The organism is Bacillus sp. FSL W8-1141 (assembly GCF_038593205.1).
Lineage (GTDB): Bacteria > Bacillota > Bacilli > Bacillales > Bacillaceae > Bacillus > Bacillus altitudinis.
Genome location: NZ_CP151973.1, coordinates 3490733 through 3512222, shown reverse-complemented (window position 1 = coordinate 3512222; position 21490 = coordinate 3490733). Strand labels below are relative to the sequence as shown.

21 protein-coding genes are annotated in these 21490 nt (G+C 42.9%); 14 read left to right on the top strand and 7 right to left on the bottom strand.

Translation table 11 applies throughout. From position 1 onward, the window contains the following. The first annotated feature begins 11 nt into the window (after positions 1-11). Entirely contained in the window at positions 12-1016 is a 1005-nt protein-coding gene (locus NSQ52_RS18090) for an LLM class flavin-dependent oxidoreductase (protein ID WP_326241849.1), read from the top strand. Between the two features lie 320 nt (positions 1017-1336). Here the strand turns inward: NSQ52_RS18090 and NSQ52_RS18085 are convergent, their stop codons facing one another. After that, entirely contained in the window at positions 1337-3760 is a 2424-nt protein-coding gene (locus NSQ52_RS18085) for a S8 family serine peptidase (RefSeq protein ID WP_024719489.1), read from the bottom strand. Between the two features lie 501 nt (positions 3761-4261). Between NSQ52_RS18085 and NSQ52_RS18080 the strand changes: the two genes are divergently transcribed. From NSQ52_RS18080 to NSQ52_RS18055, 6 genes are all read left to right on the top strand, one after another. Next, entirely contained in the window at positions 4262-4540 is a 279-nt protein-coding gene (locus NSQ52_RS18080) for a hypothetical protein (protein ID WP_024719488.1), read from the top strand. 51 nt (positions 4541-4591) lie between these two features. Further along, positions 4592-5425: a PRD domain-containing protein gene (locus NSQ52_RS18075; RefSeq protein ID WP_041507953.1), complete on the top strand. Its 834-nt coding sequence runs from the start codon at positions 4592-4594 to the stop codon at positions 5423-5425. 255 nt (positions 5426-5680) lie between these two features. Continuing rightward, on the top strand, positions 5681-7069 hold the full coding sequence (locus NSQ52_RS18070) for a sucrose-specific PTS transporter subunit IIBC (protein ID WP_008345474.1): 1389 nt from the start codon (positions 5681-5683) through the stop codon (positions 7067-7069). Between the two features lie 19 nt (positions 7070-7088). Next, positions 7089-8546, top strand: coding sequence for a sucrose-6-phosphate hydrolase (locus NSQ52_RS18065; protein ID WP_058337070.1), 1458 nt, complete (start codon positions 7089-7091; stop codon positions 8544-8546). Between the two features lie 187 nt (positions 8547-8733). After that, complete coding sequence (locus NSQ52_RS18060; protein ID WP_008359596.1) at positions 8734-8988, top strand: hypothetical protein; 255 nt, start codon at positions 8734-8736, stop codon at positions 8986-8988. 155 nt (positions 8989-9143) lie between these two features. Continuing rightward, the gene (locus tag NSQ52_RS18055; protein WP_342473708.1) at positions 9144-10220 is read left to right on the top strand and encodes a chitobiase/beta-hexosaminidase C-terminal domain-containing protein; all 1077 of its coding nucleotides are present in this window, start codon (positions 9144-9146) and stop codon (positions 10218-10220) included. 44 nt (positions 10221-10264) lie between these two features. Here the strand turns inward: NSQ52_RS18055 and NSQ52_RS18050 are convergent, their stop codons facing one another. Then, positions 10265-11074 carry a bifunctional hydroxymethylpyrimidine kinase/phosphomethylpyrimidine kinase gene (locus NSQ52_RS18050; protein ID WP_008343648.1) on the bottom strand — a complete coding sequence of 270 codons (810 nt, stop codon included), beginning with the start codon at positions 11072-11074 and terminating at the stop codon, positions 10265-10267. A gap of 126 nt (positions 11075-11200) precedes the next feature. After that, positions 11201-11506 carry a general stress protein gene (locus NSQ52_RS18045; RefSeq protein ID WP_008343646.1) on the bottom strand — a complete coding sequence of 102 codons (306 nt, stop codon included), beginning with the start codon at positions 11504-11506 and terminating at the stop codon, positions 11201-11203. A gap of 127 nt (positions 11507-11633) precedes the next feature. Between NSQ52_RS18045 and NSQ52_RS18040 the strand changes: the two genes are divergently transcribed. Both NSQ52_RS18040 and NSQ52_RS18035 read left to right on the top strand, forming a co-directional pair. Continuing rightward, on the top strand, positions 11634-12461 hold the full coding sequence (locus NSQ52_RS18040) for a glycosyltransferase family 2 protein (protein ID WP_024719483.1): 828 nt from the start codon (positions 11634-11636) through the stop codon (positions 12459-12461). Beyond that, positions 12458-13144, top strand: a complete 687-nt coding sequence (locus tag NSQ52_RS18035; protein ID WP_047945809.1) for a uracil-DNA glycosylase — start codon at positions 12458-12460, stop codon at positions 13142-13144. Before NSQ52_RS18040 ends, NSQ52_RS18035 begins: the two co-directional genes overlap by 4 nt. A 26-nt stretch (positions 13145-13170) precedes the next feature. Here NSQ52_RS18035 and NSQ52_RS18030 read toward each other — a convergent pair whose 3' ends face one another. After that, positions 13171-14529 carry an aldehyde dehydrogenase gene (locus NSQ52_RS18030; RefSeq protein ID WP_144667599.1) on the bottom strand — a complete coding sequence of 453 codons (1359 nt, stop codon included), beginning with the start codon at positions 14527-14529 and terminating at the stop codon, positions 13171-13173. Between the two features lie 172 nt (positions 14530-14701). On the opposite strand from NSQ52_RS18030, the gene NSQ52_RS18025 reads away from it, so the two are divergent. From NSQ52_RS18025 to NSQ52_RS18015, 3 genes are all read left to right on the top strand, one after another. Beyond that, positions 14702-15034 carry a YwdI family protein gene (locus NSQ52_RS18025; protein ID WP_008343634.1) on the top strand — a complete coding sequence of 111 codons (333 nt, stop codon included), beginning with the start codon at positions 14702-14704 and terminating at the stop codon, positions 15032-15034. A gap of 33 nt (positions 15035-15067) precedes the next feature. Then, positions 15068-16378, top strand: coding sequence for a purine/pyrimidine permease (locus tag NSQ52_RS18020; protein WP_041507947.1), 1311 nt, complete (start codon positions 15068-15070; stop codon positions 16376-16378). A gap of 67 nt (positions 16379-16445) precedes the next feature. Further along, on the top strand, positions 16446-16817 hold the full coding sequence (locus NSQ52_RS18015) for a DUF423 domain-containing protein (RefSeq protein WP_003215282.1): 372 nt from the start codon (positions 16446-16448) through the stop codon (positions 16815-16817). Between the two features lie 41 nt (positions 16818-16858). Here the strand turns inward: NSQ52_RS18015 and NSQ52_RS18010 are convergent, their stop codons facing one another. The 3 genes from NSQ52_RS18010 to NSQ52_RS18000 all read right to left on the bottom strand — a co-directional run bounded on the left by NSQ52_RS18010 (position 16859) and on the right by NSQ52_RS18000 (position 19107). After that, positions 16859-17476: a cupin domain-containing protein gene (locus tag NSQ52_RS18010; RefSeq protein ID WP_019743221.1), complete on the bottom strand. Its 618-nt coding sequence runs from the start codon at positions 17474-17476 to the stop codon at positions 16859-16861. A gap of 131 nt (positions 17477-17607) precedes the next feature. Next, complete coding sequence (gene gerQ, locus NSQ52_RS18005) at positions 17608-18150, bottom strand: spore coat protein GerQ (protein ID WP_007497781.1); 543 nt, start codon at positions 18148-18150, stop codon at positions 17608-17610. A gap of 282 nt (positions 18151-18432) precedes the next feature. Beyond that, a complete protein-coding gene (locus tag NSQ52_RS18000; protein ID WP_024719479.1) occupies positions 18433-19107 on the bottom strand; it encodes a YIP1 family protein in 675 nt (224 codons plus the stop codon). A gap of 175 nt (positions 19108-19282) precedes the next feature. Here NSQ52_RS18000 and NSQ52_RS17995 point away from each other — a divergent pair, with 175 nt between their 5' ends. Together NSQ52_RS17995 and NSQ52_RS17990 are read left to right on the top strand one after the other, a co-directional pair. After that, complete coding sequence (locus NSQ52_RS17995; RefSeq protein WP_039165390.1) at positions 19283-20053, top strand: glycosyltransferase family 2 protein; 771 nt, start codon at positions 19283-19285, stop codon at positions 20051-20053. 6 nt (positions 20054-20059) lie between these two features. Next, positions 20060-21472 (top strand): CDP-glycerol glycerophosphotransferase family protein, encoded by a 1413-nt coding sequence (locus NSQ52_RS17990; RefSeq protein WP_268372578.1) that lies wholly within the window; start codon positions 20060-20062, stop codon positions 21470-21472. Positions 21473-21490: the final 18 nt, after the last annotated feature.

The window sequence follows — 21490 nt, the reverse complement described above, 5'->3', positions numbered from 1 at the left end:
AGAGGTGCGACATCATGAAATTAAGTATACTGGATCAATCTCCTTTGATTGGAGATGCGACGCCTGCTGAGGCACTGAAGCAAACAGTCGAGCTGGCGAAGCAGGCAGAGAAATGGGGCTATCATCGTTTTTGGGTATCAGAGCATCACTTTTCAAACCGGCTCGCAGGATCGAGTCCAGAGGTGCTTCTCGGTCATTTATCAGCTGTGACGTCACATATCCGTATTGGTTCAGGCGGCGTCATGCTGCCCCACTACAGTGCCTATAAAGTAGCAGAGAACTTCAGAGTGCTCGAAGCCTTGGCTCCGGGCAGAATTGATCTTGGCATTGGACGTGCTCCTGGAGGTATGCCGATCTCCTCCATTGCCCTTCATCATGGAGAACGGAAGCGACTTGGTGATCAATACCCTGAGCAGGTAGAAGAATTAAGGGTGTATTTACATGATTTAGCCGATGAATTTTATCCGCTGCCTCACCTGACCGCTTCTCCGAAAGTAGATACTGCCCCAGAGGTATGGATGTTAGGTTCCTCTGGAGGAAGTGCACGGCTTGCCGCAAAAGCAGGTGCAGGCTATACGTTTGCTCTTTTCATTAATGGAGAAGGCGGAGAAGACTCTGTGTCGCAGTATATCAGCCGATTTGAACCTTCAGAATTTGGTGATGAGCCGCGTGTCAGTCTTGCGGTCTTCGTTTTATGTGCAGAAACAGAGGAACAGGCAGAAAAATTGGCTGTTAGCTTAGATTTATCATTATTAGCTAACGAACAAGGACAGGACCTTGGCGGCTTTCCTTCATTTGAACAGGCAAAGGCCTATTCCTACAGTCCATATGAACAAAAACGAGTAGCAGCCAATCGACAGAGGATGGTTGTTGGCACGCCGTCCTCTGTGAAGCAGCAGCTGACAGCACTCGCAAAGGCGTATCGTACAGATGAAGTGATCGCTGTGACCATCACACATCACATGCAAGACCGTCTCACATCGTATCGTTTATTAAAAGAAGCTTTTGATGCATAACGTATGTCATTTTACCATTTGCGCAACCAATAAAAGGGATAGAGGAGCATCATGGTGAGAATAAAGGCAGCTGTCACCGCCAAGCTAAGAGGATAAATGCAGGTGGTATAGACAGTCAGTTCACATGCTTGATGAAAAGGACGAGGCTGTTTTGCATGTAAAAAGGTAAAAAAATAAACCAAGGTGATCGTGAGAAAAAAAGCCGTCATAAAAGAAACGATCCATAGCCATATCAACATGAATTTCTCTTTCCTCCATACATGATAGAAAAGCCTTGTTGAGCTGATGGGCTCATACAAGGCTTTTTATGTGATTCTTGTTTATTCAGGATAAATATCGAATGGTTCTTTCGTTTGAACCGTATCTGATTTACCTTTCAGGCTCGCATACGCAAGCATTGTATACTCACCTGCTTCTAACTTCTGTCCTTTATTGATCGTGCCATTCCATTTCACACGATGCTCTCCTTTATCAACATGTTGATAAACTCCTGCTTCACCTAAATACTCTCCATCTGTCGAGTAGACGAGGAATGCAAGATTTTCAGCACCGCCTGGGAGATAGCTGCTAATAACATAGCTTCCAGCACGGTTATCCGGCTCTACGGAAACCGAAGTGACGCGCGGGTAATCAGGCTCTTTTACAATCAATAAAGTAGGGATTTCAGTGACCTTTCTGCCATTTTCGCGAATGGTGATACTGCCTTGGTACGTTCCTTTTTTCGTTTTCCCATAATTCACTTGTACTGCGGAAGTAAAGGACCCTGTGGAATTCCCTTTCACTGTGATTTTTTTCGTGCCGTTTGTGCTAATGCCGTTGCCATCGAACTTGTAATCAATGGTATAGGTTTTCGGTGCTTTTGACAGGTTTTCTACCTTGAACTTCTTCGTTTTGATTTGAACGCCCTTTTCTTTTAAGAAAGTGCCGTACGAATAGCTTGCATCAGACACAATAGAAGACGCTTGAAGTGATTCGATGATTCGAACGCTGCCTGTGCCCTGCGTATTGTGAGGGAACGGGTTACCATTTGGGTCATACAATGTTTCTGCTGTATTCATCATCAACGCTTTAATTTGTTCTGTAGAATAGGATGGTTTTGCTTGTTTAATAATCGCTGCTACTCCGGCTACATGAGGAGATGCCATGCTTGTTCCTTGCTTCGATCCATAGCCGTATGGCTGAGAAGGATCGTGTGTCGGAATGGTGCTGACAATACTCACGCCAGGTGCTGAAAGATCTGGTTTGATCATCCACGTATCGACAACAGGTCCGCGAGATGAGAAGTCAGCGACTTGTTCACTTAACTCTTTCACAAATTGAATCGAGAAAGTCGTTGTATTGTTACCAGCCTCAATGGCTTTAACAAGTGCTGTTCCTTCCGCTTTTGACAGCTTAATCGTCGGAAGGGCTAGACCTGGTACATCCACAGGGATTTCTCCATCGGTATTGTTGTACATGACAACGCCGATCGCACCAGCAGCTTTCGCATTGTCCACTTTATCAACAAAGGCAATGGCTCCACGTTCAATCACTGCCACCTTTCCTTTGACATCGATGTTTTCAAAAGCTTTTTCGTCACCGATGCCTGCTTGGACGAGTGTGACTTGTTTTTGGTCAAGTGCTTTTAAATCATTTTCTTGATAGTAGCCCATCACTTTTGCTGTTGAATAGTTCGGGAATTTCACGTTGTATAAACTGTACGGAAGCTGAGTGGCTCCGACAGAAATAGCATCTCTTGATGTCCCAGGAGATCCAACGGTCCAGCTGTTCGGCCCGCTGTTTCCATTTGATGTCACAGCGACAACCCCTTCAGACATGGCCCAATCCAGTGCGATGCTTGTTGCATAATCAGGGTTATTCACACTGTTTCCAAGAGAAAGGTTCATGACATCGGCTCCGTCAGTGACAGCCCGATCGATGCCTGCAAGGACATTTTCAGTTGTTCCTGATCCGCCTGGTCCAAGGACACGATAGGCGAGAAGGGTAGCATCTTTTGCGACACCTTTAATTTGTCCATTTGCCGCAATTGTTCCTGCGACATGTGTACCATGATCTGTCGATTCGCCTCTAGGATCTCCTTTTGGTGTTTCTTGTGGAGAATAGTCATTATCAACAAAGTCATAGCCTTTGTATAATCCGAAGTTTCCTTTTAAATCAGGGTGGGTATAATCTACTCCAGTATCAATGACAGCGACTTTTACTCCTTTTCCAGAGTAGCCGGCATCCCAAGCTTTTGGGGCACCGATAAATGGAGCACTTTTATCCATGAGTGGAGAGACATCCTCATGAGGAAGCTGGACGCTTTTCTTTTTCACTTCATCTGTTTGATATGTAACATCCGGATAAACGGCTTTTACTCCGTCAACTGCGAGCAGTTTCGGGATTTCGTTTGCAGGAAGTTTCATAGAGAAACCAGAGAAGACTTTTTCATATTCTTGACGAACACTCGCTTTATCTAACTTTTTGAGTGCTGCATTCTTTACTTTAGTTCGAGATTTTTTGAGGGAGGCTTTTGTTTGTGCTTCGCCTTCTTGCTTGGCTTCAACTAAGGATTTTTCCTTTAATTCAACAATGACAGTGGTGTGTTTTCTAGACTTAACATTGATTTCGCCGAAGATTTCTGCTTTTTCCAGTTCCACCTGTTTGTTCGATGGAGCGGCAGCAGCCTGACCTGAAAAGAATGTGGATAAGGTAAAAATAGTGGAGAACAATAGAACAGAAGAACGAGAGATTACTTTTTTCAATTAATTTTCCCCTTTCTAGCTGTGTATTTAGGGAGATAGCCTTTCTTTTTGTGGATAAATAGGAAAGATTCACTGCCCGTTATTAAGTATTCCATACGATGAAACCAATTCCTTTACTGAAATGGTCTTATTTTACATAGTCATAAAGAACTATTTTGTTTATAAAGTCACACTTATGCACAATAATCTGTTGATAACTCAATTATTCAGATATATATATGGAAAATAAAAAAATCTCATACACAAAATCTAGTAAGAGGGTGTTGATATGTGGATAAACCCTGTTGATAAGATGTGCTTATCTTTGGGATAGTGTGTGTATAAAATTTTCATAGAAACATTGTGGAACATGATCATCTTCTGCACTTTTCAACAAAACTTCTGAAAACTAGTTCGTTTTTTCACCCAGATTGTGACAAACCTCTCTTTTTTCTCGGGATATGATAGGAACAGTTAATTTGCTAGAACTGCTAGATTCTAAGGAAATCGGAGGGATGTTCAGTGAAGAAATGGAAGAACTGGTTGAGTGTATGGTTTGGTTTTGTGATGAATGTGCTTGTGAATCCTGGTGAGCTGCTGAAGAAGCAAGGGGTGAAAGTGGCAGCAGTGGATGGAGGATTCTTTCTTGCGGTGAATGAGAGAAAGCTAGAGAAACTGGCAGATGAAAAGAAGAAGAAGCGCAGGACAGAAAAGCCGTTTCAAGAAAGTCTGATGATGCTTTATGAAAAGACAACGAGAGAGGCGCGTGCCGGTCCGTTCTTATCTTTACAGAAAAGTTGAAACAGGGTAAAATCCCACATAAGACACGTTATCTGTGGGAGAGGATGCCCCTTGAAGATATATAAAATATTGAATAACAATGCAGTGGTTGTAAAGGAGGGTGATCAGGAGAAAATTGTGATGGGGCCCGGAATTGCTTTTCAGAAGGGGAAAAATGACGTCGTTCCCGTTCAAAAAATAGAGAAGATTTTTGTTGTGCGTGAAGAAAATGAGAAATTCAAACAAATTCTTGCGACATTGCCAGAAGCGCATATTGAGGTGGCAGAGCATATTATTAGTTATGCAGAGGGTGAACTCATGATGCCGCTCAGTGATCATATCCACATTTCACTGACAGATCATTTATCCTTTGCCATTGAACGCGTTCAAAAAGGCATTGTGCTATATAATAAATTGCTTGGTGAGATCAAAGTCTTATATAAGCAGGAATATGATATTGGAAAGTATGCCATTCGTTATGTAAAGGAGCGGCTTGGGGTTGACCTGCCGGACGATGAGGCAGGGTATGTGGCACTTCATATTCATACGGCCAAAATGAATACGGAGTCCATGAAGAAGACGGTCAAATACACAACGATGATCAAAGAAATGATCGAGCATATCGAAAGCGTTTTTGAGCGCTCGATTGATGAGGATAGTATTTCATATCAGCGGCTTGTGACACATTTGAGGTATGCATTAGGCAGGTTGGAATCGAATGAAGCATTTCAAATCATGGACGATGACATGCTGACTTTTATCCAAACAAAGTATGATTCGGCTTACCGGTGTGCACTTGGACTGGCTGATTTGCTGAAAAAAGAATATGAACTTCATCTCCCTAAATCGGAGATCGGCTACATCACGCTGCATGTCCAGCGTCTGCAGGATGCCGAATTGGTGTAAAGGTTGTGCCTGTCCGCAGGCTTTTTTTTATGCACACTACTCTAATTAGTGTATATGGGTCATTTGATTCGAAAAAATAGGTTGACGCAGGTCACGCTCTTATACTATGATGAAAGCGTAATCAAAAACCAATATCGTGGGATTGTGACTGTCAGGCAGGCAAGACCTAAAATTTGCGTAACGAGGGGACGTGTATGTCCTTTAATCGTTAGTGAATTTTAGGTCTTTTTTGTTTTAAAAAAAGGGGGAGACAACATGGATTATCAAAAAACAGCCAAAGAATTAACAACATTATTAGGCGGCAAAGAAAATGTCATTAGCGCAACACATTGTGCCACACGACTCCGATTGGTGATGAAAGATGAGGCGTTGATTGACAAAGATGCCATTGAAGAACTTGAGGGTGTGAAGGGTGCCTTCTCAAGCTCGGGTCAATTCCAGATCATATTTGGAACAGGTTCTGTCAACAAAGTATATGAGCCTTTTGCTCGTGAGGCGGGTCTTGAGGCAGACGACGAGAATCAAAAACCTGCCAGCCATGATGAAGCCGTGAAGCAAAAAATGAATCCACTTGCACGTTTTGCCAAGACGCTATCGAATATTTTTGTACCAATCATTCCAGCGATTGTAGCAAGCGGTTTATTAATGGGTCTATTAGGTATGATGAAAGCCTTCAAATGGGCTGATCCAAGCTCTGCCATCTTCCAAATGCTAGATATGTTCTCAAGTGCTGCCTTTATCATTTTACCGATTTTAATTGGGGTTAGTGCAGCCAAAGAGTTTGGTGGAAATCCATATTTAGGAGCTGTCATTGGGGGCATTATGATTCACCCGAGCTTGCTGAATCCATGGGGACTGACAGACGCAAAACCAGAATATATGCATCTATTCAACTTTGATATTGCGCTTCTTGGTTACCAAGGAACGGTCATTCCCGTGTTATTGACTGTGTATATCATGTGCGTGATTGAAAAGAATTTAAGAAAAGTTGTGCCGAACAGTATTGATTTACTTGTGACACCGTTTGTGACGGTGATTGTGACTGGATTTGTGACGTTTATTGCTGTAGGACCGCTAGGGAGAATGCTCGGTACAGGAATCTCAAATGCACTCACTTATGTTTATGACCATGCAGGATTCTTAGCTGGACTTATTTTTGGAGGCGCTTATTCTTTAATTGTACTGACAGGTGTTCATCACAGCTTCCATGCGATTGAGGCAGGACTTCTAAATGATATTGGACGGAATTATTTGCTGCCGATCTGGGCCATGTCTAACGTCGCTCAAGGCGGAGCAGGGCTAGCGGTCTTTTTCTTAGCAAAGCGTGCAAAAACGAAAGAAATTGCTTTACCAGCAGCATTTTCTGCTTTCTTAGGTATTACTGAGCCGGTCATATTCGGTGTGAATCTTCGTTATCGTAAGCCATTTATTGCTGCAATGATCGGAGGTGCATTAGGCGGGGCGTTTGTCGTCTTCACGAAGGTAGCCGCCAACGCTTATGGTTTAACAGGGATTCCGATGATTGCAATTGCAGCCCCATTTGGTTTACAAAATGTGGTAAATTATGTTATTGGTATGTTAATAGCTGTTGCTGTTTCATTTATTCTTACCATCATCTTTAAAGTCAAAGAAGTCGAAAAATAATCAAGGAGTGGTCACAGTGATGACAACAACGGACGCAGCACTTCGTCAAAAGGTAACAGATCGTATTCGAAACTATGAGCATTTGGTGAAAAAAGATGTGTACCGTCAGAACTTCCATTTAATGCCGCCAGTCGGTCTTTTAAATGACCCGAATGGATTGATTCAGTGGAAGGGAGTCTACCATGTGTTTTATCAGTGGCAGCCATTTAAAACAGGTCATGGGGCAAAATTTTGGGGTCACTACACATCAACCGATCTAGTGAATTGGCAGCATGAAGAGGCTGCCCTCACGCCAAGTGATTGGTTTGATCAAAATGGCTGTTATTCTGGCAGTGCAGTCATTGATGATGGTCGTATGTACGTGATGTATACCGGAAATGTCCGTGACGAGCAAGGGAACCGTGAGACATATCAATGTTTAGCTGTGTCAGAGGATGGGGTTCATTTTGAGAAAAAAGGTGTCGTGGCGACTTTGCCAGCAGGATTCACTGCACATTTTCGTGACCCGAAGGTGTGGAAGCGGAATGGAAAGTGGTACATGGTCCTTGGAGCACAAAGTGAAGATCTCAAAGGACATCTTGTCTTATTTACATCTGATACATTAGACAATTGGACGTTTCAAGGCATTATTGCAGGCAGTGGAAAGAATGGATTAGATCATTTCGGATACATGTGGGAATGTCCAGATCTGTTTGAATTAGACGGTCAGGATGTATTGATCGTGTCACCACAGGGGCTGAAGCCTGATGGATTCAAATACAACAATACACATCAATCTGGTTATTTTGTTGGTACATTGGATGATCGTACCTACCAATATACGCATGGAGCGTTTGAGGAGCTGGATCGTGGCTTTGACTTTTATGCACAGCAGACTTTCCAAGATGAATCGGGCAGACGCATTTTAATGGGATGGATGGGTGTACCAGATCAAGGGGAAGAGCATCACCCAACTGTCTCTTATCAATGGATCCATTGTTTGACGATTCCGAGAGAGCTTCGTTTAGATGATGAAGGGCGTCTTATTCAACAGCCGGTAAGTGAACTTCGATCTATGCGGACAAATGAGCAGGAGCATGTTTTTCACGTTAAACGATCTGTTCACTCCATTCCTGTTGAAGATTTGACGAGCGCAGAGGTATTCATTGATCAAATTGAAACACAAAAAGGATTTGAATGCTGTATCCGTGCTGCTGCTCGTATCATTTATGATAAAGATGAAGGCAAACTAACGTTAGAGCGAGATCGATTTGAAGATCGAACAAAGGAAGTTCGTGAAGTAGAAATTGATGAATTACAGGATTTGCATATCTTTATTGATGCATCATCGATTGAGATTTTTGTCAACGGAGGCCGGGAAGTATTTACTGCACGTTACTTTCCTTCCCCGGGAAATAAATCAATCTCCATCAGTGGTAGAAATGAAACGAAGCTTAAATTGAAGACGTGGCATTTGCAAAAAGAAGCAGATCATTGATCTGCTTTTTCTAGTGAGATCAGCCTGTATCTTAAAGCCTATATCATGTATATACAAGGTTGGCCTGAAGCGGTTTGATGACGTTTTACATATATGATAACAGGTTCGATTATGGTATCATTTTAAAATATATACAGCTGAGGCTGACGTTTATCCAAATGCGGTAGGACAAAAAGGGGTTGTTTACTTGAATTCAAAACAGCAGCCGACGACTAGAAAACGCTTGGAGACAATGGCAGATCATGTTGAAGATAAACGTGAAGAATATAAAGAATTGCTGATTCAAGTCCAATCTATTCTCGGTGAACCTTCTCTAGAGCAGGAAGAATTAAAAGAGAAGCTGTCAGATACGTATAAACAAATGAAAGAATATGCCTTATTTGTTGAATCCATTGAAGCCTTTATTCGAAAAATGGCGAAAGAATCTGATCAGCAAAAGTAGGTAAAAAAGTATGGTGAAAGAGTGTACCTGGGTGCGGGTATGCTTTTTTTATTTTAGTCAGATCATTCAGAAAAATTAAATGAAAGCGTTGACATTTCTTTTGTCATGATACAAAATAAATAAAAATTCATCTGAGCATATACAGGAGGAACGATATGAACCATGCAACCAAGAAATGTCTGATCACCTTTATCATTGTGCTATTTTCTATGAGTTTTCTTCATCCTTCCGTTTCATCTGCCCGAACGCAACACACATCATTTTTTACACCTACTGCCTCCGTACCATCTGGTCAATATTATCGCTCACAAGAGGTGGCACTCCATTCTCAGGTGCCAAAAACTTCTCTTTATTACACAACAGATGGCAGCCAGCCGACAACTCAAAGTCAGCGATATACAAAGCCTATTCAAATTGATACCGATACGACTTTAAAAGTAAGCGTTTACAAAAATAGGCATCGCCTTGCTACGTCTACGTATAATTATCGTTTTGTCACACGAGAGGACATTGCCTCATCTTTTTTATCTTTTGAATATCAAGGAATGCCTTATCGGTTATACATTCCGAAAAATCATAAGAGGGGTAAAGCTTATCCTCTCGTCCTGTTCTTACATGGAGGAGGGGAGCGGGGGACTGATAATCAAAAGCAGTTACTTGCAAATGATGGTGCAGTTTTATGGGCTTCTCCTGAAGTTCAAAAGAAACATCCTGCATACGTACTAGCACCTCAGGCTCGAAATGCTGTGGATGGGGGTTTTGCTTTAACAAGAAACGCGCAAAATGAAATCGACCTGACAAATGTGTTTCAATTTTCACCAGATTTACACAAAGCGTATGAAGTGCTTCAGCATGTGTTAACTTCTTATAAGATTGATCAGAAAAGGATTTATGCGACTGGTTTATCTCAAGGCGGATTTGGCTCGTATCAGTTGAACATCACATATCCTCGTTTGTTTGCAGCGATGATTCCTATTGCGGGGGGTGCAGATCCAAGTAAGGCAGGAATTTTAGCGAACAAGCCAATATGGGCATTTCATGCAGAGGATGATTCCATTATTCCTATCAGTTATGCGAGAAATACAATTCAAGCTATTCAAAAAGCTGGTGGAAGACCGATTTATACCGAGTATGCAAGCAAGTATGGGTATGATCATGCATCATGGACGCCTGCTTATGAGACGCCAGGCTTAACAGATTGGTTATTCGCACAGAGACTCAGCTTACGATAAACAAAAAACCGATTCACCCAAGCGGCGGATCGGTTTTTATTGTTTTATTTGTCCAAACGATGTGCGGAATGTTTCGTTGGTCCGATGTATTCGTTTAGTTGGAAAGAGCCTTTAATGGCAGCTGTGATGAATTCTTTTGCTGCATAAATGGCTTCTTTCACGTCTGAGCCGTTGGCTAGTTCAGCTGTGACTGCGGCTGAGAATGTGCAGCCTGCGCCGTGTGTGTATTCTGTGTCGATTTTATCTGTTTCAAGGCGTTCGAAGGTTTGTCCATCATAAAGCAAGTCAATCGCTTTATCTGGGCTTAGCTTACCGCCGCCAGTGATGACCACATACTTTGCACCAAGTTCATGGATGCGTTTTGCGGCTTCTTCCATTTGTTCCATCGTTTTGATCTCGCCAATGCCGCTTAATTGACCTGCTTCGAAAAGGTTAGGTGTGATAACTGTTGCAAGTGGTGTGAGCTTTTCGCGCAATGCTTCAGCGTGCTCTGGGTAAAGGACTTCGTTCGCACCTTTACATACCATAACAGGATCAATGACGACATTTTTCAGCTCATATGTTTTGATCGTTTCAGCTGCGAGTTCAATGACGTCAACTGTTGGCAGCATACCTGTTTTTAACGCATCTACACCGATGCCTTCCACGATCGTCGAGAGTTGCGCGCGGATGGTTGATGTATCGATTGGAAACACTTGATGATCCCAGTTGTTATGAGGATCCATTGCAACGACAACGGTTAAAGCTGTCATCCCGTAGACGTTTTTTTCTTGAAACGTTTTTAAATCTGCTTGGATACCTGCACCGCCGCTTGAATCCGAACCTGCGATGGTGAGTGCTTTATTCATAGACATAGTTGCTGAACCTCCAATGTGATGTGTAACAGTTACTGTTCTATCCCTTATTATAATCAGCTTTTCCATTTATCACAATGAAACGGCATAAAAAAGCGTTCCACTCTTCAAGGAACGCCTCATTCTTTATCTTTTACAAATCACCAATTTCCCTTTTTTCAGCTCCTCTAAAAGCGTTAAGGCTAATTCTTGATCGGCGCCGGTCGACATCATTTTGGCCATCAGTTCATCATCCCTGGTGCGAATGACATTGGCGATCTGATCTAAAATCCCTTGATCGACAGCTGTCATGCTCTTTGCTTCCGTATACTCAGTAACGGTATCAGAGCGTTCGGGGTCATACGCAAAAACAAACACATCGTCCTTTGCTGACTGTATCTGTTCGATCGTCTGTTTGGCTTCTTTACTATTCTCAACTGTGAAAAATTCCATCATCATCACTCCTTTTCATCAAAAATTCCCATTTTCTCGATCAATCAAACCGTCTTTTATATCATGAGAAGAAAGCCGATTTATGTTTTAATGAAAAAGACGAATCTATTAAAGGAGTTAGGCCGATATGAAGATTTCTTTATTAATTGTGACACATAACCGGCTGAGCGCATTGTGTGAACTGCTTGAATCCATCTCGAGACAAAGCGTACAGCCTTTTGAAATTGTGGTCGTAAATGATGCAGGAGAGCGAGTGGACGTGATTCAGGAACTCTATCCAGAGCTGCCAATCCGCTTGATTCATTTAGATGAGAATGTCCAGCATGTGAACGCAAGAAATGTTGGGGTGCGGGAGCTGACAGGTGACGTCATTATGCTGAGTGATGACGATGATTATTTTACACCTTGTCATATTGAACGTATGAGCAAGGCGCTGGAAGACGCTGATTTTGTCTTTTCGGATGCGGAAATTGTTTCGTTTGAAGAACGAGGTGCGACTCGTTTTCCAGTATCAAGACGTTTGTTTGCTTATACAGCGGACATTGAGGACATGCGTGTTTTTTCTACATATGTTCCTTCTGGTAGTATGTACAAACGCCGCATTCACGATGAGATCGGCTATTTTGATCCAGCGATGCATCACTACTGGGACTGGGACTTTTTCCTGCGTGTTACGCAGCATGCACGAGCCAAACGAGTGCCGACTGCCAGTGTGATCTATGCGTTCTTTGATGGTGGGGGCAATCAGTCGAGTGATCTTGGTGAAACAAGGAAGAACTATTTAGATGATCTGAGTGAAAAGCATGGGCTGGGTGATTTGCCGACAGCAAACTTTGCTGTCCTATTAGAAGAACCAGCGATGAAAAAACGAGAATCAGAGAGTGAGATTGTATGGGATGGAAAACCGATGATCTCAAGATTGGCACAGCAGACAGAAGGAGGACAACCGCAATGAAGCCATTTTTAAATGATAGCTGGTGGGCTGTGATGAAAAGTGAATTTGAACAGCCATATTATCAGGAATTACGTGAGTGGGTAAAGGAAGAATATCGTACGCAGATCGTGTTTCCAAAGCCAGATGACATTTATCGTGCCCTCCATTTGACGTCGTATGAAGATGTGAAAGTCGTGATTTTGGGACAAGACCCTTATCATGGTCCAGGACAGGCACACGGATTAAGCTTTTCTGTTCAGCCTGGTGTCAAACATCCGCCATCTTTGAGAAATATTTTTCAGGAGCTAAAGGATGACCTCGGTTGTCCGGTCCCTAACCATGGCTCGCTTGTCAGCTGGGCAGAGCAGGGTGTCTTGCTGTTAAACACCGTGCTCACTGTAAGAAAAGGGGAAGCGAACTCGCATAAAGGCAAAGGCTGGGAACGTGTGACAGACCGCGTCATCGACGTCCTGAATGACCGAGAACAGCCAGTCGTTTTTGTGCTTTGGGGCAGACATGCGCAAAATAAAAAAGAACGAATAGATCAAAGCAAGCATTACATCATTGAGTCACCTCATCCAAGTCCTTTTTCTGCAAGAAACGGCTTTTTTGGCAGCCGTCCGTTCTCAAAAGTAAACGCCTATTTAAAGCAAATGGGGATTGATGAAATCAACTGGTGTATCAAGGACATCGAATCAAAATAGGACGAGGGAAAATCCCTTCGTCCTGTTTATTTTAAAAATTTGCGGACAATGTCGAGTCCGTTTTTCGCATTTGGATATCGGAAAGAAAAATCAAAGCGATTGGTCTGGCGCAGGACACTTTTTTCATGTGTAAAGGTGAAAAAGCTTTCTTTTCCATGATATCGTCCGATACCACTTTCACCAACGCCTCCAAATGGTAAATATGGAGTGGCGACATGCATCAGTGTATCATTGATGCAGCCCCCGCCAAATGAGAGGTTGTCTAGAATATAGTCTTCTGTTTCTTTATTGGTTGTAAATAAGTAAAGAGCGAGCGGCTTCGGTCTTGCCTTAATCATGTCAGCTGCCTCTTGAAGAGAGTCAAATGTGATGACAGGCAAAATAGGTCCGAAAATTTCCTCCTGCATCACAGGATCTTCCCATGTAATGTGATCTAGAATGGTCGGTGCGATTTTGAGCTCTTGTTCATTACGCTGTCCACCTGTCACAATCGTACCATTTGAGAGAAATTGTGAAAGCCGATCAAAATGACGCTGGCTGACATTTTTTCCGAAATGCGGATTTGTTTCAGGCTGGTCCCCGTAAAAGTCACGGATACAGGTAGTCATTTCACGCAATAGGTCCTCTTTGATCGATTCATGAACAAGTAAATAGTCTGGTGCAATACATGTTTGACCAGCATTCGTGAATTTACCAAAGGTGATTCGCTTCGCAGCGAGCTTGATGTCTGCATCAGGCATGACAATGCATGGACTTTTTCCGCCGAGCTCAAGTGTGACAGGTGTGAGGTGCTTTGCGGCCGCTTCCATGACGACTTTGCCGACGGCTACACTTCCAGTAAAGAAAATATAATCAAAAGGCAGTTTCAGAAGCTCTGTGCTGACATCCACACCGCCTTCAACGACCGCTGCAAGATCTTCTTGAAACACGCTTTCCACAATCGTGCCAATCACGTTTGAGACGTGCGGCGTTAATTCTGACGGTTTTAAAGTAACGGCATTTCCGGCAGAAATGGCTCCAACTAATGGCGAAAGGGCCAATTGGAAAGGATAGTTCCAAGGGGCAATAATCAGAACACTTCCGTACGGTTCCTTAATGATCATACTTTTCGATCCGATATGGGTCAGAGGTGTTTTCGCGCGAGATGGTTTGGCCCATTTGTGAAGATGTTTGACGGTATGATTGATCTCTTCATATACCATGCCAATTTCTGTTGTATAGGCTTCCTGCTCGGATTTATGTAAATCATGGGCTAAGGCTTGTAATATGTCCTTTTCATGATGTTTAATGGCTTTTTTCAAATCGTTAAGAAGGCGGATTCGATCTTGAACCGCTGGTGTTTGCACGTTTTTTTGTTTGTGAATGAGTTCAGTGAGTTTGCTCATCTTTCAGTCCTTTCAAAGACGATATTGTTTCTTTTTTATTATGTGTGAATCTTGGGTAAGGGTCAAATAAGAGGATCAGAAGCACACAGCTTTGAAAAAAGGAACCCATTCGGTTTGTTCATTTGGTAAAATAATGTTGGAAAACGAATTTTTTAGATTGGAGGGTCTACCCTTGAATATTCATATATCAAGTCTGCTTCAAAAAATGGAGGAAGCCATTCAAAAAGCAAAACAAAGTGGAAATGATGAAGAGGTGAAACGTCAAGCGGCGGTCATCTCTTCACTATGTGATGTCATTCTCGACACATCATCACAGGTGCAAATGCCGCAGTCTTCGGTCATTTCACCACCTCCATCTATACAGACACCATCTGCACCGGCTGTGTCTACGGATCAAGCCATGCTAGAGAAATTGATGGGCACTAGCGGTGCAAAGAAATTTCAGCATAAAGAAGAGGGTCAACAAGAGAAAGATGGCAACGGTGACTCTATTTTTGATTTTTAATGGTCTTGTCACGACAAAGGGAAGGTGATCGGGTTGAAACTATTTTTGGGCGCCATTCAGTGGATGGCATTTTTTATCGCAGCTTCTATTGCTGTGCCGATTGCGATTGCACAAGCATTTGAATTAAATCAAGTGCAGTCGGCTGAACTGATTCAGAGTACATTCTTTTCACTTGGACTTGTGGCGATGGTGCAGTGTTTATGCGGTCATATGCTGCCGATCAATGAAAGTCCAGCAGGGCTGTGGTGGGGGGTATATACCCTTTATGCAGGCATGACAGGGACGATTTTTGCCACATATCCTGAAACCTTGCAAGCATTACAAGGGGCGTTAATTTTTAGTGCTGCGTTCTTTTTTATTTTTAGTCTCTTTAAAATCATTAATTGGCTTGCGTCTTTATTTACGCCGGTTGTCACAGGTATTTATTTGCTGCTACTTGTTGTGCAGTTAAGTCAGCCAATCATGAAAGGGCTAATGGGGATCGGCTATCGGGGAAATCAGGTAGATGGGCTTGTCTTTTGTCTATCGATCTTGATTATTGTCATCACCTTCATGATCAGCCGCTCAAAATGGCATTATTTAAGACAGTTTTCTGTGTTATTCGCACTTGCAGGCGGCTGGCTGTTATTTGCTTTACTCGGACTAGCGAAGCCAGTTCGCATTCCTGAGCAGATCATTGAGTTTCCAAAACTGTTTCCGTTTGGCATGCCGGTCTTTGACAGTGGACTGCTTGTCACGTCCTTTTTTATTACGATCTTACTCATTGTGAATATGCTGGCAAGTATTCGAATTGTGGAAAGTTCCGTGAAGGCATTTGGTGAACTGCGTGAGCGGAAACGAGCCAGACCGGCTGGTTTTGTCGCCGCATTTGGTCATTTGCTAAGCGGACTGATTGGTGCGATTGCGCCTGTCCCTATTTCAGGGGCAGCGGGTTTTATACAAACAACCAAAATTCCATCGAGAAAGCCATTTTTTATTGGCAGTCTGCTCATTGTCCTCATTAGTTTATTTCCATTATTGATGAGCTTTTTCTCTGCATTGCCTTCTCCTGTGGGGCTGGCTGTGAACTTTGTGGTGTTCTCTTCTATGATTGGGATTGCTATGTCTGAATTCGATCAGTATGAAAAAGAAGACATCCCGCGCATTCGATTTGTGCTTGGCATCGCTGTTTTAGCGGGTGTGGGCGCAATGTTTGTGCCGCAGGGGGCATTGAAAGGCATGCATCCTGTGCTGATTTCTTTATTGAGCAATGGTCTTGTGCTTGGCACACTGATTGCGATTGTGGTCGATCAAGTGCTACTGCGAAAGAAGAAGAAATCCGACAATCTCGTGTCAGCATCATAGGAAAGTTGAATGTTGGATAAGACCCGCGCTATGATAAACATAATTGATGAGATAAGGAGAATGACGAATGAAACTATTTTTCATATTAGGTGCCATTAACGCCATGCTTGCGGTTGGTCTTGGAGCCTTCGGTGCACATGGATTGGAAGGGAAAATTCCTGAAAAGTATATTGAGATATGGAATAAAGGGGTTCAATATCAGATGTTCCATGCAATTGGCCTATTTATTGTCGCCTTTCTGGCAGATAAGCTGTCAGGTGTTTCTCTAGTGCCGACCGCTGGCTGGGTGATGCTGGCAGGCATTCTTTTCTTCTCAGGAAGCCTTTATGTGCTTGCCTTGACTCAGGTGAAGATTCTAGGTGCCATTACACCAATTGGCGGAGTGGCATTTATCGCTTCTTGGATCATGCTAGTGATTGCAGCAGCAAAAAATTTATAAGATAAAAAACCGATGCTCTCATAAGGGCATCGGTTTTTTTCTTAACTCCAATAAGGAGAATAGTTCGGAGGTGCTTGATAATAAGGTACATAGTGGGAAGGGGGGACAGGGTGCGTTTGTGTCTCTTCCTCCCGGTGGCAGAAAGGTCCGATAAACACACCAGGTTTCACAGGCTGCGTCGCCTGCTTCCACTGCGTTTCGTTCATGCAATAAGTATGTGCCATGATGTGTGAAGGCGTGAGGGTTAGAAGGTCTGAACCTAAGATGACTTCTGGCGTCGATGCGTTAAAAATGGCTAACAAATGGGTTTTGTCCTGCAAGGCGACTTCATAATGCCACCAGCCTTGTGGCACATTGGCTACCTGCCCAGGGGTAATGGTGTAGGTGGACAGCTTTTTTGTAAAAGGGTTCAACATGGATACAGCAGCAGAGCCGGCGATACAATAAACAAGCTCGGCGGCATTTTGATGATAATGAGGCTCTACTACTTTGCTTTTACTCAAATATATATCCAGTAGAGATACTTGATCGAGCGAATTTAATTGTTTTTTTCCTAAAACATTAATCAGGTTGTGTTGATCATATTTCACAAGGGGGCTTTGGTTCAGATCAAATGAATATTTGACATTCGGCGATGTATAATCCAGCTCAACAGTCATTGATGTCACCTCTAGGCGTTTAATAAAAACTACTAGGCATCTTATGAGCCTTCCCCCGAAGGTGTGTCAAAAACCTAGACAAAAGAAAAAAGCAAGGGCGTCTGCACCTTGCTGCTGATAGGACCTTGAGGTTATCTCGGAGAATACGTAGACATCGAGTATGGATAGTCATATTGAATTTCCCCATCAAACGTAATGTAATCAAGGTAGATTGTTAACAATAAGTATCGTGTCCCAGTTTTGTTATCACTAATGATAATGTGATCACGTCCTGCGGCCTCAATGACCCCTCTAAAAATCTTAGAGTTCCATTCTTTACTTGCCTCAAACGTCATATAGATCGTGGCTACTTTGCCGCGGTTTAATCGTAAAATATTTTCAATATAGGACTGCTCAAGCGGCAGCTGACCGGTGACGTTCTGCTGATAAATCGGTCCCGAAGGAATTTGATAGGGCTGCCCGCCACTTTGCCCACCTTGGCCTCCTTGTGAAGTACCAGTAGACGGCATTGGCGAATACCCCTGCTGCATTTGACCTTGCATTTGACCCTGCGTTTGGGGAGGGACTGAATAACCCATCTGCTGCGCAGGATACGGATTTGCTCCATATTGTTGCTGGCGAAAATCTTGACCTTCGAAACCCGAACCTTGCCCAAATTGATTTTTCAATTTCATAACGTTCCTCCTCTTTCCTCATGGTGTTCTAAACAGAAGGCAGAAAAGCGCCTGTTGTTTCCATAGCATTCTTTTTCTCTTTCACACTATGAGACAGGAAGAGAGAATATGTACATTGAACGAAAAAAAGGAACTGCTTTGTGCAGTTCCTCAGCGTGTAGACAAACCCTCGCATTCGGTGTCAGTCCTGCGCTTCGGTGCTCACGAATGTCAAATTCGCTCCGCGCCGATGCTCGTCCTTCCTAGACTGCAAAGGTTTCCAACAATCTAAGGAATGCCTGTTTACATCAACCAATTCATAGCCCGCTGGACGTCATAGAGAAGGGTCATGATGAGAAAAAATAAGGCGATCGGTGTGATGGCAATGATAAAGGCCTGCCATATTCTCAGCTTCATCACAGCGACAAGGCCTAAAACAGCCATCCCAAATATCCATGTCTTGGTATACGCATCAACCAGTGGTAAAACACTGAGATAATACCATAATTCATAGTGCTGGTCTAAATAGGGTGAGATTTTCACAAATGTATACGGACCAAGCAACCCCACAGTAAAAATCCAAGTAAGAGCAAATAAGGTGGAAGGAAAAATAACCGTCAGTGTGCAAGCTTTGAGCACATCTCGATACGGCGCTTTACTGCCAAAAAACAGTCGCCCTAACCACTGTAAAATGAATGAACCGAAAAATAGAAGGAAATTGCCTACTAAAATACCAAAACCTGCTCCGTGTAACAGAATAAAAGGATATGGAATATGATTGCCCATATACTCACTAAAATACCCTTCGTACATCCAGCTAGTACCAGCGATACTTGCAAGGAGTATCATCAGCCACATGGGAATAGAGGTATGTTCATATGAGCGAATAATCGTTTTTGTCGCGACAAAAATTTTAAAGAATCGAAAAAAACCTTTTGCTTCCTCTTCTTGGGAGAGATCACTCTTCATATACTCCAATGTTCTTTACTCCTTTAATACACATAAATGATTACTTATATTACCAAAATTTTTACGTTTTTCAAAGATAGATCATGAAAAAAATCCAATTTTATAAAAAATAGGTCACTCTACAGTCTCTTTAAGAGGAGACACATATGATAACCATAGTTTAAAAGAGACCGAGGTGAAAACATTGACGAAAGTAACGGTCATTATGACGAGCTACAACAAAGCGGCCTACGTTGGCAGATCAATTGAAGCGGTGCTGCAGCAGACCTTGTCAGACTTTGAACTTTTTATCATGGATGATGGATCAAACGAACAAACCCTTGCTGCTATTGAGCCTTTCCGTAAAGATCCACGCATCCATTTTATCCAAAGCGGGGTGAAAACGTTGGAGGAAAGAACGGCGAAAACACGCTATGCCGTCCTCATTAATCAAGCATTAGAACAGGCAAAGGGCGAGTATATTTCCTATGCCACAGATGACAATGTCTATGCACCAGACCGTTTAGAGAAGCTCACGAATTATTTAGATGCTCGTCCGAATGAACATATTGTCTATTCTAGTTCAAAAGTTATCTATTTAAATAGCGAAAAAGAGCCAGTAAAGGAAACGATTCGACCTGCGCAAACGGTGCAGTGGAATGCACCTTGTGCTATTGATCACTGTTCAGTTGTACATCGTGCATCCATTTTAACAAAGATTCAAGCTGAGTTTGGATCCTACTGGGACGAGAGTCCGCATTTTTATCGAATAGGGGATGCGCGGTTCTTTTTTAGATTAAATCACTTTTATCCGTTCTACCCTTTTGATGAGGTATTGGATACAAACTACATCACAGAACAGTCTATTCATTATCAGTTGGCAGAAGATGAGAAAAGCGATTTTATTCAAGCACTTCCTCCGCAGTCTACCTGCAGGGAGCTCCGTCATATATTAAAGCAAAGACATGGGAGGTGACCTTAAGTGTCGCATTATATTCATCATTATTGGCAGGTGTACTTTGAGTATGTGAATCTGATGAAAGACTTAACCTATCGCCACATCCCCCTTGGATTAATCAGTAATTTTTATCAATACATCAGCCCTGAAGTGAGGGAACGTATGGAAGATGAGGCGTTTGGTGAAGAGCTGACAACGACTTGCCCAAAGCCGCAAGACATTCAGCCATTTTTTGATCAGCATAAACAGCAAATCAAGCGTATCCCTTATCGTCCGAGTCATGGAAAGGTGCTGCTTCACTTTGAACACCTGCGTTTTACTGAACAAAATTACACGCGGTTCCATCCGAACCAAACAGTGGTGCTCGCGCGCTGGAAGAAGGCTGATTATTTCGGATTACCGGTGATCAGCAAGCCGGAATTAGCCGGAGAGGTTAATAAAGAAGCCCATGTTGAATATATTGAAAAAGCAAATGCTCTATTGAAACCTTACGCCCAGCATCCTGTCTTTGGCAATGTCTTTTTTAGAGAAAAGCTTCGGAAGGACCTTGTGCAATTTATTGATGTGATTGACCAAATAGAAACGCTATTTGAGATGCAGCCAATCACAGCTGTCGTAGTTGGTACGACGGAGGATGCATATAGCCGTGTGCTCGCCTTGCAAACCGTGAAGCGCCATCTCACAAGTATTTGTCTTCAGCACGGTGCGCTCATGGGAGACGAAGCCTTTTTACCGATTTTCACCACCTGCCACGGAGTGTTTGGAAAATATGAAAAGGACTGGTATGTAGACAAAGGCTGTCAGCCTGAGCAGGTGGAGATCACAGGTCACCCGAGATTTGATTTGGTGCAGGAGCGAACACCGCTTCAACAGGAAATGGTCTTTCGTAAATTGAACTTCAATCCCGCCAAAAAGACTGTGCTCGTGGCAACACAGCCGTTTTCAGAAGCCTTTTACGGTGATGTTCTTAAAACAATTGCAAAACGGAAAGATATTCAGCTGATTATGAAGCCGCATCCGTGGGAAATCGCTCGAAATCGATTAAATGACTACACAGCGATTGAACGTGCGGGGAACCATGTGAGATTAATTAAAAAAGAGATCGACTTGTATGACCTCCTGCCGTATATGGATATGGTCATAACGCTCACATCAACAGTTGGTCTGGAAGCAATGCTCTTTAAAAAGAGTGTACTGATTGGAAAAATGACAGAAGGCAGAAGATACCCTTATTACGAGTCGCTTGGCAGCTGCTACATGGAAAACCCTATTGAGTTGGCCGAGAAAGCGATCCGTATTTTATCGGATGAACAAGAAATGAAGCTGGCGAAACAGCAAGGTGCTCGTTTCATTCAAGAGCATTATCCGCATGCACAATCGACCGATGTTCTGCTTTCTCTGCTCAAAACAAAAACAGGCGTGGATTTTCAGAGATGAAGATAGGGGTGTGCAAGC

Coding starts and splice junctions, on each gene's coding strand:
- NSQ52_RS18070 (WP_008345474.1), top strand. CDS start 5,681: ATGGATTATCAAAAAACAGCCAAAGAATTAACAACATTATTAGGCGGC.
- NSQ52_RS18065 (WP_058337070.1), top strand. CDS start 7,089: ATGACAACAACGGACGCAGCACTTCGTCAAAAGGTAACAGATCGTATT.
- NSQ52_RS18055 (WP_342473708.1), top strand. CDS start 9,144: ATGAACCATGCAACCAAGAAATGTCTGATCACCTTTATCATTGTGCTA.
- NSQ52_RS18050 (WP_008343648.1), bottom strand. CDS start 11,074: ATGTCTATGAATAAAGCACTCACCATCGCAGGTTCGGATTCAAGCGGC.
- NSQ52_RS18045 (WP_008343646.1), bottom strand. CDS start 11,506: ATGGAATTTTTCACAGTTGAGAATAGTAAAGAAGCCAAACAGACGATC.
- NSQ52_RS18040 (WP_024719483.1), top strand. CDS start 11,634: ATGAAGATTTCTTTATTAATTGTGACACATAACCGGCTGAGCGCATTG.
- NSQ52_RS18035 (WP_047945809.1), top strand. CDS start 12,458: ATGAAGCCATTTTTAAATGATAGCTGGTGGGCTGTGATGAAAAGTGAA.
- NSQ52_RS18030 (WP_144667599.1), bottom strand. CDS start 14,529: ATGAGCAAACTCACTGAACTCATTCACAAACAAAAAAACGTGCAAACA.
- NSQ52_RS18015 (WP_003215282.1), top strand. CDS start 16,446: ATGAAACTATTTTTCATATTAGGTGCCATTAACGCCATGCTTGCGGTT.
- NSQ52_RS18010 (WP_019743221.1), bottom strand. CDS start 17,476: ATGACTGTTGAGCTGGATTATACATCGCCGAATGTCAAATATTCATTT.
- gerQ (WP_007497781.1), bottom strand. CDS start 18,150: ATGAAATTGAAAAATCAATTTGGGCAAGGTTCGGGTTTCGAAGGTCAA.